Annotated in this window: 7 protein-coding genes and 1 pseudogene; 3 read left to right on the top strand and 5 right to left on the bottom strand. The window is 58.4% G+C overall.

What is annotated here, in order from left to right:
- Window positions 1–245: 245 nt before the first annotated feature.
- Window positions 246–1,391: a porin gene (locus tag AB3X98_RS37620; protein ID WP_368605298.1), complete on the bottom strand. Its 1,146-nt coding sequence runs from the start codon at window positions 1,389–1,391 to the stop codon at window positions 246–248.
- A gap of 197 nt (window positions 1,392–1,588) precedes the next feature.
- Window positions 1,589–2,485 carry a LysR family transcriptional regulator gene (locus tag AB3X98_RS37625; RefSeq protein WP_254334841.1) on the bottom strand — a complete coding sequence of 299 codons (897 nt, stop codon included), beginning with the start codon at window positions 2,483–2,485 and terminating at the stop codon, window positions 1,589–1,591.
- A gap of 1,124 nt (window positions 2,486–3,609) precedes the next feature.
- Here AB3X98_RS37625 and AB3X98_RS37630 point away from each other — a divergent pair.
- Both AB3X98_RS37630 and AB3X98_RS37635 read left to right on the top strand, forming a co-directional pair.
- The gene (locus tag AB3X98_RS37630) at window positions 3,610–4,680 is read left to right on the top strand and encodes an SDR family NAD(P)-dependent oxidoreductase (RefSeq protein ID WP_368605297.1); all 1,071 of its coding nucleotides are present in this window, start codon (window positions 3,610–3,612) and stop codon (window positions 4,678–4,680) included.
- 618 nt (window positions 4,681–5,298) lie between these two features.
- Window positions 5,299–5,874 carry a GNAT family N-acetyltransferase gene (locus tag AB3X98_RS37635; RefSeq protein WP_368605296.1) on the top strand — a complete coding sequence of 192 codons (576 nt, stop codon included), beginning with the start codon at window positions 5,299–5,301 and terminating at the stop codon, window positions 5,872–5,874.
- 404 nt (window positions 5,875–6,278) lie between these two features.
- Here the strand turns inward: AB3X98_RS37635 and AB3X98_RS37640 are convergent, their stop codons facing one another.
- Window positions 6,279–7,667: an aldehyde dehydrogenase family protein gene (locus AB3X98_RS37640; RefSeq protein ID WP_368605295.1), complete on the bottom strand. Its 1,389-nt coding sequence runs from the start codon at window positions 7,665–7,667 to the stop codon at window positions 6,279–6,281.
- A gap of 90 nt (window positions 7,668–7,757) precedes the next feature.
- Window positions 7,758–8,678 (bottom strand): LysR family transcriptional regulator, encoded by a 921-nt coding sequence (locus AB3X98_RS37645; RefSeq protein ID WP_254334837.1) that lies wholly within the window; start codon window positions 8,676–8,678, stop codon window positions 7,758–7,760.
- 114 nt (window positions 8,679–8,792) lie between these two features.
- Here AB3X98_RS37645 and AB3X98_RS37650 point away from each other — a divergent pair, with 114 nt between their 5' ends.
- A complete protein-coding gene (locus AB3X98_RS37650) occupies window positions 8,793–9,644 on the top strand; it encodes an alpha/beta fold hydrolase (protein WP_368605368.1) in 852 nt (283 codons plus the stop codon).
- A gap of 326 nt (window positions 9,645–9,970) precedes the next feature.
- On the opposite strand, the pseudogene AB3X98_RS37655 reads toward AB3X98_RS37650, so the two are convergent.
- Window positions 9,971–12,906 (bottom strand): annotated as a pseudogene (locus AB3X98_RS37655) (Tn3 family transposase).
- Window positions 12,907–13,217: the final 311 nt, after the last annotated feature.

The raw sequence follows: 13,217 nt of genomic DNA on the forward strand, positions 1-13,217 counted from the left end.
GCCATTGCTTGTGGCATGCGGCAACATCCGTAGCAAGTTGTCGATCCACTGCCGATGCGGCTTTAGCTCATCAGCATCCAGTTGGAACAACTTTACCTCGCGGGACGCGAGACCACTACGAAAAGGGATCGCTGTCCGGAATGCGAAGCGAATCGACGCGACTTCGACGTGCACGCGCCGTACGCAACAGTAGCTTGTTATGCATCATGCCGCACGCCTGGACGTGCGGCACGTTCCATGACACCTTAGAACTGGTGACGCATTCCGATACGAGCGATAAACTGGTTGGCCGTCGTAGCCGGCGAGTCTGCCCCAGTAATGAAAGCTGTATTGAGCGGCGCGGCCACTGCACTACCACCCGCCGTATGCTGGTACATGCCCTGGATGTACACGTCGGTGCGCACAGACAGATTGTAGTCAGCCATCAGGCCGAACTGATGCCACTTCGGCGTCGAATCGCCGGCGGTACTTTGGAAGTGACCGAGGGTGTAGTTATACATCGCGCCAACGAAGGCGTTTTTCACTAACTGATACTTCGCATTCACCTCGAAGTTGTCAAACTTGAGGCTGCTGGCCGTGTTAGCGAAATTGCCGACATAGGCCGAACCCGTGGCATCGTTCAGGCTCGTGTGGCTATAAACAAAACCAAGAAGCGCCGAGCCGACCGTATAGTTGATACCGGCGCCCCAAACTTGCTCGCGGTTCGCAAAGAAGGCAGTATCGTCGGTCGCGAGCGAGCCAGCCGCCGTGCTACCCGGTTGATTGATCTGCATGAATGCAGCGGCAATCGTTACAGGACCGCCTACATATTGGGCGCCGAGGCTGTACGCGCGGTTGTTCGCAAAGCCGCCGGCCTGATTGCTAAAGCCATAGAGACCACCAAACGAGAACCCGCCATAGGTTTTGCTGGAATACTTGATGCTGTTATTCAGGCGAAACGAGTTGTCGGTGTTGTCGTTGTCGTAGGGGTGGGCCATCAGATAGCCGGCCCAGTTACCGTTGGCCGTAAGCGGCGCAAGATAGTCGACGACAGAGTCGTACTGTCTGCCCATCGTCAACGAACCGAGCGTTTCCGAAGCGATACCGACGTACGCCTGCCTGCCAAACATGCGGCCGCTTTGGCCCAGTGCGCCCGAGTTCACATCGAATCCATTCTCCAGTTGGAAAATAGCCTTGGTACCGCCGCCCAGATCTTCAGAACCCTTAATGCCCCAGCGGCTACCTTGCGCGAAGCCGCTCTCTAATTGTACTGCCGAATGACCGGCGGAATTGTTGGTGTAGTTCAGACCCTCATCAATCACACCGTACAAGGTCACGCTGTTTTGCGCGAGGGCTGCAACAGGGGCAATGACGAGACCAAGCGCCGTTCCGGCGGTAAGCATTCTTTTCATAGATATAGGTGTCCTCAATGTATGGAATTTCCGAACCGATTTCCCCACCTTTGTCGAGTGAAACTCTTCGACATGGGATAGTCGGCATCGGTCCACCGCACCTTAGGACCTACAAAAATCACCGGCACAGCAATTCAGTATTGACTGGTTTCGTGTTGCATGAATCGCAACGGCATTGACGTCATGGACTTGCGTCCCTAGTTGTTTTTGCGGTAGCGATCTACAACAAAATCAATGAACCCACGTACTGCAGTAGCCATATGGAGCTGTCCCGAGTACAAAATCCAGAACGTACGCTCGTCGCCACAGAGCTCTGCGTCGTGCAGCAAAATTTCTAGCATGCCGCTATCGAGCTCCTCTTTTATCAACGAGATCGACAATCGGGCTATTCCTAAGCCGGCCAGTACTGCGCGCTTTATCAAAGCTGGGCTTTGCGTGTTTAAGGCAGGGCGAACAACTACGCGGTGCGTACTGGATGTGCTGCGAAATTCCCAGTAGCGACTTGGCGCATCCGAAGCGAGGAGAATGTCATGAGCGGCCAGGTCAGCCGGGGTATGAGGTGTTCCTCGGCGGGAGAGATAGTCAGGAGTTGCGACAATCACATCGCGAGCCTGCGCGAGCGAGCGACAGATTAGCGAAGAGTCGCGCAACCGGCGTTCCGCGCCAAAACAGACATCGAAGTCCGCGACTGTGATGTCAGTCATGTCTTCGAACACCGTCAGCTCAAAACTCGTGTGCGGTTCCCGTTGACGATAGGCGGCGAGCACTTCGGGGAGATCCGAGTTGGCGTAAGCCGATGACGCTGCAATCTTCAACAGTTTTGCAGGTTCGTTGCTTGCCGACGCGACAAATTCATCCATGACGTCGAGCAACCCGATCAATTCCACGCATCGCTTGTAGTATAGCTGGCCGGTGTCGGTAAGGGACACACGGCGGGTCGTCCGGTTGATCAGGCGTACTCCGAGGCGCTGTTCCAGTTTTGCGACGCTGCGCGTGATGACAGATGCCGACACGCCCATGTGCTTTGCCGCTTCGGCAAAGTTCAGACGCTCCGCTACTTTGGCAAAGATGCGTATCGATGCGAGTTGACTCACGATGCCGCCCCAAGATTGGGCGGGCAGTTACTGCGCAGCGGCACCTCTACAAGGCCACTTTGCTGTGGATCAGTTCCACTGCGAGGAAACGTTCGGCTGCCGTTATGCTTGTTCGCCGCATGTAGGCCTTTATGTGGTGTTCGCATTGTGCAAAACCGGTAGTCCAGAAAGCCGTGCGAGGATAGCAGGCGCCCCGTTACCGAACGCGGTCCGGCTCATTACAATCTTGTTATCTCCAAGCGAGAACTACGGATACGGGACCGAGAGGCCACAACACATCGGAACGAGTCCATAGTGACGTCGAGGACGCCCTCAGGCGGCACGGATCTAATGAACTTTGCAGGGGTGAAAGAAAATGCGGATTCGTCGTGAATCGGGACATTACAACTGGTCGAAATCGGCCGAAACCATCCTCCCGAGCGTTAAGCAATTTGGATTACAAATATCTAACTCAGCGCACTCGTAAGAGAGCGCTATCTGCATCTGCCCCGGTCTACAGGCAACGAAGAGGAGCTCCGATGAAGCAACGCTCGCCACTGGAAATCTGCCTGCCGCTTGCCTTGGCCGTTGCGGCATGCGCTGCGTCACAACCGACTCACGTCGTCGCTTTGGCATGGCTCAACGCTGGGGTCTGTTCCGTCGGCTACCGAACACTTAATGACTTCCCGATCGATCGCATTTCGTATCGATGGCTCCGCGGCCCCCGCCGCGTGGCCCTATGGGTCTACCATCTCGTCTGATGGCCGTGGTATGTGCGTCGGGAACTGCGGGCGATCGTTGTCAAAACGGAGCGTCTCTTCAGATCGAGTCAACGTCTCGCGCGTGAAGAGCGTTCAGGAGCGAACGCGCAGCGGGCGCCCCGCGATAAATCCGAATGACGCAAGCCAGCCTCTCTCTGCCGTACACGAGCAATAGCGGCAAGTCTCGCAATCCGTCATCGTCCGTGCATATCGCCGAATCGAAGTGGCGAACACGGTCGTCGCGCCAATCGACCCGCTGTCGCAAATCAGATTTGCGGCGCCGAGCCTTCCTTGCCTCGCGTGTTCCCCGCAAGATTATCCGCTGCCTCTACCGTCGTAGGGTGCGGCACGTCGAAAGGACGTTTCATCGCTCAGGAGCATTGCATGGCAACAGTCAAAAGCGAAACGAATGATAGTACCCAGCGCCCCGATTCGTCCCGGCGCAAGATGATCATGGGGGGCGGCATGGCCGCTGCGACGATGCTCTTTGCCGGGGTTGCGAAAGCCGAACCCACATCCGGTCGGAACGCAACCGTCGACGGTATTCCGGTGCCGATGCCGCCCGAGGATAAAACGGCCGGACCGATCGTCGCCGGGCGCGACACCAAACTGGCGGGCCGCGTCGCGGTCGTGACCGGTGCCGCGCGCGGCATCGGGCGTGCGATCGCTGTCGAATATGCGGCGAACGGTGCGGATGTGATCGCCATTGATATCGCGGCGCCCGTAACCTCGGCCTCGAGCGCCGTACCGGCGACGCCGGACGATCTCGCGGAAACGGTCAGGATGATCAAGGCGTACGGTGGCCGCGCGGAAGGCATTCGCGCGGACATCCGCGATATTGCAACACTCCGTGCCGTCGCGGACGGTATCAACGAGCGCTTTGGAAAGATCGACATTGTCGTTGCTAATGCCGCGGTGCAGTATTGGAAGCCACTTCTCGAGCTACAGGACTCCGAATGGCGTGATGTCATCGACAACAATTTGAACGGCACGGCGAACACGATCCGCGTATTCGCTCCGAAGATGGTGGCCCGCAACTACGGCCGCATTATCGTCATCTCCTCGATGCAAGGGCGCCACGGCTCGAAGGACGCTGCAAGCTATTCGGCTTCGAAGTGGGGAATCTTTGGCCTGATGAAGTCCGCCGCACTCGAACTTGGCCGCTACAACATCACCGTTAACGCGATCACTCCGGGGCTCGTCGGCACCGCGCTTACGTTCTACGACGCGCGGCTTTCGGAGAGCATCGGCGAAACCGGCTATCACAAGCCGAACGGTCCGTTGACGCCGCAAGAGGCTTGGGACCGTCGCGCAGCAACCATGCCCCTCGGTGTTGCATGGCTGCAGCCGGAGGACATTTCGCCGGCCGCCGTCTATCTTGCGTCAGAAGGTGCCGCCATGATCACCGGAGCAGAAATCGAGGTGACGGGCGGTGACAGCGCGAAGAGTATCTGACGCCCCGGCGCGTAGTCATCATCCACGACAGCGCTCGTTCCGCGGGAAGCGGCAAGATCCGCAAACTCGTCGTTCGTCTTCGCTCCATCGCACTCCCAATAGTGGACCTGGCCGCCCAGTAGGTGGTGGACGACACCCTTGTCATTGAGCTTAAGCACCTGCGAATGTTTCGCTCGTGCGTACGCACCGCAGATCCGCAATACAGGCTCATTTCCGGCATGGCCGCAATTAAGCGGTATTGAACAATACGTCATCTGGCTGACGGCTGCTCACTACACGGCCCGTGGCGTGCTGCATCGCCCGCTGGTTACAATAGGTTACATAGAGTGGTCTTCGTAAAAGATGGTAAGTATCCGCGCTGAGGCGCCGAAAAACTCGGCCGACTTGGCTGCTATGCTCCATTCAGTCGCCCAGTTCTGCCGTGTTTTGCCCGCGTAACCCAAAAACGGACTCTGAATTCCGCTCCACAGACCCGCACGCGCGCACTCTGATTGCCTCGTGATCATGCTGTTGCAAGTCGCGAACTATGACAGTGGTGGGCGCTTCTATCCGAGTGCCGAAAGCTTGCTGCACTGTGCCGGTCCTTTTCATCGAAGCTAGTCAACGCGCGACGAACGAATGCCTCCACTCTTTACCAAGGTCGAAGTCTCTAAGACAGCCCGGGTTCAGCTTCGCCCGATCGAGATGTCCGACGCCCAAAGGATATTCGAAATCTGGTCCGATCGCGAAGTGATGCGCTTTTACGACATAGCGCCACTAAACAGCATCGAAGATGCCCGGCTGCTTGTCTCAGCTATGGTCAAAGAGCTGGCGGAAGGATTAAGTGTGCGCTGGGCCATCGTATCGAATTGCGGCATGCGTTTCATTGGCTCATGCGGGTTTAGATTCGATACCAAGTTCTATTCAGCAAGTATTAGCTTCGAATTGGAACGTCACTCATGGCGTCAGGGATTAATGCGCGAAGCTCTAAACGCGGCGATCGCCCATGCATATGACCACTGGCAAATCAACCGTATCCAGGCGGTAACGAACCGCGACAATTACGCCTCGATTGGACTTCTAAGAAGCCTGGGATTTGTGGAGGAAGGTGTTATGCGGCAATGGGGCTACTGGAAAGATGCATTTCACGACGTCCATCTTTTCTCCCGGATCAGGGCCGATCAACGGGCAATGCAGACATCACTGCCTGCATAAGGGTCACATGCCGACGGTCGCGCGCAGGCTGTTCCAGTGCGATGCTCACTCTACAGGCTCAGTTCATTGCGAGAAGTGTCACACGTACTCCTGGGCTAATGGAGAATCGGAGTCCCTTCAAAGTGATTACACGTTCGTTTACCAGTGCGATCCACCGTCGAGACTTACTGCTACGCCGCCCTCAGGAAATTCTCGCGCCTATGAAAGGACAGCGACAAATAACCGATCCCGATTGACGAGGAAAGGCATATCAGTCCCTCGGCCAGTTTCGGACGTTCGCTAGCTTCAGCAGAATGGTCGACAACGTGGCCGAGACCTTTGACGCGTCAGTTGACCGATCAAGCGGCTGATGCATCCGCTTTACGCGAAGACCGGCTCATGATTCTCCTGGTTTCCGCACCCAATCAACGGCGGTCAATCCAGACCGTCTGGATGTTGGAGAATTCATGCAAGCCGAAGCTCGAGAGTTCCCGGCCAAACCCGCTCTTCTTGACCCCGCCGACAGCAACCCGGGGATCGCTTGCGACATAGCCGTTAATAAATATGCCGCCGGTTTCCAGCTGCGCGGCCATCTCGTTGGCCAGTCCCATGTCTGCGGTCCAGATCGTTGCACCCAGGCCGAATTCACTATCGTTAGCGAGCTGCAAAGCATGTTGTGCGTCGCGCGCAACGATCAGGGACGCGACTGGCCCAAAGAGCTCCTGGCTGAACGCCGTCATGCCCGGCTTGACATCTGCCAATACGGTCGGCGCGTAGTAGTTGCCTTCGCCCGCAATCTTTTCTCCACCCAGCACCAGCCGCGCGCCTTCGGCCACCGTTGCCTGCACCTGGCCATCGAGTTCGTCGCGGAGGTCGTACCGGGCCATCGGGCCGATATAGGTGTCCTCGCACAACGGATCGCCCACCTTCAACGCCTTGACGGCCGCCACGAACCCGTCTTCGAAAGCCTTCGCAACCGATTGTTCGACGATGATGCGCTTGGCGGCGAGGCACACCTGGCCGGTGTTCTGGAAACGACCGACGACGGCGGCCTTGATCGCTGCGTCAAGGTCTGCGTCGGCAAGCACGATAAACGGATCCGCACCGCCGAGTTCGAGAATGCACTTTTTCAGCGCGGCGCCGGCTTGCCGGGCGATCGCCGAACCCGCCCTGACGCTTCCCGTGACGGCAACGGCCGCGATCCGGGCATCTGCGATGACTGCGGAGACATCGTCAGGCGTGATGTTCAAGACCTCGAAGACGCCTTCCGGCAGGTCCGTCGCCGCGAACGCGTCGCGCAGCAGCCAGGCGCTGCCCATCACGTTCGGCGCATGCTTCAGCACGTATGAGTTGCCGGCGAGAATCATCCCGACGGCTCCGCGCAGCACCTGCCAGATCGGAAAATTCCATGGCATCACTGCAAGGACCGGCCCCAGCGGGCGGAACTCCTGCCGCGCCTGCCCGCGATCGACCGTCACGGTTCGCGGTGCGAGAAAGCCGGGGCCGTTTTCGGCATACCACTCGCAAAGATGGGCGCACTTTTCAATCTCGGCACGCGCCTGCGCGATCGGCTTGCCCATCTCCCGGGCCATCATGGCGGACATTACCTCACTGCGCTGGCGCAGCGCGCTCGCCAACTGGACCAGGATATGTGCGCGTGCCGCTACCGGCACGTCACGCCACCGGCTAAACCCGGCAACGGTGCGGGCGAGCGCCCGCTCGACATCCTGTGGATCCTGGAACGGGTGACGGGCGAAGACTTCGCCGGTCGCCGGATTACGCGAGACTGCGTGGGTGATGGCTTCCGCTTGCACGTTTGCTCTCCTTGATCAATGGTGGGATGAGCGAAACGATACGGACTTTACGAGCCAGAAAAAAGTGAATAATTTTGACCAACTTATTCTCTATTTGAGAACGGTCAGGAGCGGCGATTCCGCGGCTTCGAGAGAGGTATCGACGGTGGAACCCGGGCGCGCCAGCACCTCCAGCAGTGCATTCAGACTGGGCATACGCAATCCGCCGCGGCGGATCAAATGAATCTGGACGTTTCGATACCGCTCGACGAGTTCATGAGCCTTGACGTTTTTTCTGGAGGGCATGTTTTGCAGCATGCTTCGCGGCAACAGCGCCAGTCCTGCGCCCGCGGACACGCAGGCCAGCATCCCGTGGTAGGACTCCATTTCAAATATCTTGCCCGGTGAGCTGCCGTCGTCGCGGAACCAGGCTTCGAACAGGCGACGGTAGGAGCAGTTCGAGCGGAAGGCATAAATGTTCCGCCCGTTGACGTCACGGGCTCTCTTGATCGCAGGATGATTGGCCGAGGAAACCAGCACAAGCTCCTCCTCGAAAACGGGCGTTTCCTCAAGCGATGGATGACTCACGGGGCCGTCGACGAACGCCGCAGCAAGCCGCCCAGCCAGGACGCCATCGATGAGCTCCCCCGATGCTCCCGTCGAGAGATCGAGCACGACATCCGGAAAGCGCCTGTGATACTCAGCCAGCACGGCCGGAATTCTCACAGCAGCGGTGCTCTCCAGCGATCCAAGCGCCAGGGGTCCCCTCGGCTTGCTATCCGTTACCGACTGTCGCGCTTCATCAGCCAGGTCCAGCAGGCGTCGCGCGTAATCGAGGAAGGCCCAGCCATGGGTGGACAAACGAAGCCGCTGCCTTTCTCGTATGAAGAGATCGACACCCAATTCGTCTTCGAGCTGTTTTATGCGCGCGGTGAGGTTGGAGGGCACCCTGTGCAATCGCTGCGCGGCGGCCTGGATGCTGCCTTCCTCCGCGACGGCGCGGAACATCGCCAGCTGGGAGAAGTCCATCATTCGCCTCCCGTGAACAAGTTCGTCAATATTATTCGCTTTTTACTGCGAGCAACAGGCGTTATCGTGAGTTACCTCTTTCCGGAACCAGGAAGCATATCCAGCTTTACCGCGACCATGAACGCACGCGTCAATTCGTCCATTTTCCTGCGCCCGGACCTGGGCTTTGCAACCCTTCCTTCCGGCGTTTCCATGCCGTACGTGCAGCGCGGAACGGGCGAGACGCTCCTCCTCGTACATGGATCATTGTGCGATTTTCGATACTGGGAGGCGCAACTCGGGCCCCTTTCCGCCCGTTACCGCTGTATCGCGCCAAGCCTGAGCCACTACTGGCCGGGCATCGACGCGGGTGCGTGCGATGAGTTCAGCTGGCGTGCGCACGTCAACGAACTGGCCGAATTCATCATGACATTGGATGTCGGCTCCGTTCACCTGCTAGGGCACTCGCGTGGTGGATGCATCGCGTTTCACGTTGCGCGCGAGTATCCTCGCCTGGTTCGACCGCTGACGCTTGTGGATCCCGGCGGTCCGACGAGCAGCGGCACTAGCGGCAACTCGGCCCCTCCGCCGGCCATCAACGCGCTACGACAGAAGGTCGCGCTGTTGATCGAGCATGGCGCGACCGAGACGGGCCTCGAGTTGTTCGTGGACTCCGTGAGCGCACCGGGTGTGTGGAAAAGTAGCAGCGCCGCATTTCGCACGATGGCCATCGATAACGCGAGCACACTCTCCAGGCAGTTCCGTGACCCGCTGCCGCCATATACGGGAGAGTTGGCGGCCGAGGTCAAGTGCAGAACGCTCCTTATTGAAGGCGCAAAAAGTCCGCGGATGTTTCGCAGCAACGTAGACAGCCTCGGGCGGTGGATTTATCAGGCAGAGCGGCGCTGTATCGACGGCGCCTCGCACGGGATGAACATCACGAAACCTCGCGCTTTCAACTCGCTGGTCAGCTCTTTTCTCGGCGGATGACGACCGGTTTCCCGAAACATGAATGTCAGCATCAAATCACATTTATTGCGAACTATGCCACCGCATTCGGCAATGCTATGCCGTGCTTCTTGAGCTTTGTGTAAATAGGTGTGCCTTTGATTTTCGTGCAGGTTTCCGGTTGGACGCACCTAAGCCGGACGGGGCACCTCCCTTGCGGCCCTTTATAAATTCCTTTTCGAATCAAACATCTGCTGACTACCCTTTGCGAGCTAGCAGGATGGTAGGAGCCCGCTCGTTCAATCGGTGATGTGCGCCGAAATTGCAGACGCCGCCTGCAATTTCGATTCAACGCTCGGGCCTTCAGTTCAGGCTCGACGACTGGCAGTCGAAACGTGCGGATCACTGTCGAGACTTGGAAGGATTCGGCGCGCGTACCGCGCCACCGGGAAATTGAACGTCCCGCGCAAAGTGATTCCTTCCAGGTGGGTCGGCGCGATTCGCCTCAACTGTTCAGATTCCAGTGGCTTGCCCGTGGTAGCCTGAATTTCTTCAAGAACGCGTTGCATGTGAGTGGTGTTCCACGCCATCAAGATGTTCGAAAGAAGTGTCAGGGCGGAAGAAACCGCCGAGAGCGATTCCTGACGTCGGGCCAGTTCAACGGGTATCTTGCCGATATGGATCGCGCGTTGAACGTTGTGGACGGCTTCCCCGCGGTTCAAGGCATGTTGTAGCTCTGCCCTGAACGCGGTATTGGTGAAAAAGTCGATCAGAAAGATGCTTCTGAACAGGCGCCCAATGTGAACGCCGCCTTCATATACGGCTTGCCCGCGCGCAGCCGAGCCGAAGCGGGCAAGGGCGTCGACTGCGGTACATTTGCCTGAACGGATCGATGCTGCGATCCTCACAAACTCGTCCCATACGTCCGCAATGAGTTCGAGTTTGACATCTCGGTCAGTGATCGCAGTCAGTTGCGTCGGGACTTCATGATTTCGAGGCACATGAAGCCGTCGGTCACGAAGGTGTGACAGGCGAGGGCATAGATCGAATCCTAACGCGCGTGCCAGGCCCATGGCGAAATCGGTGTAGCCATGGGTGTCGACGGCGAGCTGTGCAATGTCTCTGGTCGCACTCTGTCGCACGACGCCTTCGATCGCCGCGCCGGCCTGACCTCATTCAACACGATGGGCTGATCGTAAAAGACACCCCATCGATCAAGCACGTGCGTGTACATCCCGATGGATGCGGTGCGTCGCCGGGGATCGGCACGCGCTTGCCACACCGCACGCGTCGTCTCCAGCGACATCATGTCGGAGGATGCCAGATCGGCGCGTCCCCAGTGAGCGGCGACGGGATGCTCATGCATGAATTCGAGGACTGCATCGGCAGCAAGCCGAAGCATTCGCTCATCCTCAAGTCGCTTCATCATCTGCCGGATAGCGGCCGGCGAAATCTCCGGGACCATCCGGGAGATCTCCGCTGCCGAGAGCGAAGTCCCGTGCGCCAGTACGGCGGAATAAATCATGAGCAATTCGATCCGCGATCGAGGCTCGCGCCCAAGGAGTATCCAACTGAAGCGCGTTGCGCTGTCAATTTCGAGAATGATCTCCGGCAATTGACCTGACGGATGGGCTTCAAAAATAGCTCGTCTCAGGCGATCGACTTCTGTGTCTTCAGGCTGCGCCACCAATGGATCAAGATGCACCGCCGTGTCGATCCGCACCTTGCCTTCTTCGGCTGCGCGATCCAGCAGTTCAAGGCGCTGGTCGAGATGGGCTAGAACCGGACCCAGAAACTCCCGAGGGTCTTGCGTCAGCCCAAGATGTCCATACAGGTTGTTCCGCTTCGTCAGCCAATCTTCGGCGGGGATAAGCATATGTGCCTGACTACGGAAAGAAAAGCTGTACCGGATAAAAATCGTGCCGTTGCGAAGAGCCACGCGTAACGCAAAGAGGGTGGCCCATTCGAAAGCCACCATTGCCTTGAGGCGGTCGTAGCCATCGATCGCTTCGCGCCAGGCGCGGCCAAGGCGAATGTTCACCCCGTCGGGCAACAGATAAGCGTGACGTCGGTAGAGAGCTCGCAGCAGGACGATTGCATCCACTACCGGATGAGCAGTGTCTGCTTCGAACGGTAACTGCACGACGCGTATCAGCAGGCTACGCGCGTGATACCGTTTTCGGAGCAGGTGCTGCCGGATCTGGCTGCGGTGGCTGGGCGGATGGGGTTGCAGGACCTGATCGGCCAGAACGCAAAGCTCCCTGCCAAGGTCTTCACGCGAGAGCGATTCGTCCGTCGCGAGGGCTTTTACGGCGAGGGCGAATTCACGAAGCTGATCTGCAGCTTTCGCCCGCGCGGATTCGACGTCATGTGACGCATCGTTGACGACTTTCAGCACCCAGCGCCGCAACATCGTGAGTACCTGATCGGTCGCCGTACAAAGGCTGTAGCGCATGAAACACGCAGCCTCAAGCCTTCGTCCTTGCGGCTCGATCCGCTTGCTGATCGAAGGCGGTCTGCTAGCGCAGCGACGCGCGTAGTACCGCACAATCGCATCGTTGCATTCGACTGGCCAACCGTTGGCAACGCCGTGCATCGTGAGCAGCTGGATCTTGTCGAGCACCTCACTCATCTGGTGCGTCGAGCCGCGAAGTGGGACGGCCCACAACCACCGTTGCAGGCTCGTATGGTCTCCGTGTGGCTGAGCCAGAATGCGCGCCCAGCTCGCGAGCCTGTCGATGCCGAGCGCCCGCTCAAGCGTCTCGTGCAGCGAGTCCTCGATGTCGTGCACCGCCTGAACGACGAACTGCCTCAGCCTCCGATCGGGCGGTATCACGATACGATGGTCATAGAACCAGCGCTTCAGGTCGCTCATTAACTGGCCGCGCTCAGGACGGCCCGTGAGCTGTTCCTTGAGCCAGCGGATCACATACCGACGCTGATGTTCGGCGATCGAGCGGAAATTGACGATGGTCTGTGCGAAGACCTGGTGGTCGGACAACGTCTTGAAGTTGCCGTCGTAGATTGACCGGAGCGTTCCGACGTCTGGTGGTTGAACATCAATCTGATGGCCGAGATGACGCCAGAGGATGGTTGGAATCTGCCGGTACGAATCAAGCGGGCGACACGTCATGCGCAGGAAGCCGACATGCAGTGCGATGGCCAACCTGTAAAGATCGGTGCGCCGCGAATCGATTTGCGCGCGTTCGCGTTTTGAAAAAGTGAAGAATGTACTGAGTTCGAATTCGCTCAGCTCGTGCGGTACCTGTCGGATCCCGAGATATGCTTGACGCCAGTGATCCATCACGAAGCTCCGCATCGATGATGAGAGCCGCCAAGCGTACCGATGCAAAAGCGCGCGTGCCACGGTAGAAATCGGGATGCCGGATTGGAGGAGCGACGACTAAGGAAAGTGCCCGATCACGGTCCACGGAATTTACATAACGTGGCGGGATTCAGCGCATGGTGTGGGGGCTACGTCCTAATGACGTGTTCTGGCTATTTACAGATGTCGTGTTTTTGAGCGCTGGCAAGCTGGCAGACTGCTGCAACCGCTGCGGGGCCTGCCATGAAGCCGGACACGACGCTGGTGAGTTTGAGCATGCGCGAACTGGA

The sequence above is a fragment of the Paraburkholderia sp. BR14312 genome, assembly GCF_040948675.1.
In the GTDB taxonomy this organism is placed as follows: domain Bacteria; phylum Pseudomonadota; class Gammaproteobacteria; order Burkholderiales; family Burkholderiaceae; genus Paraburkholderia; species Paraburkholderia nodosa_A.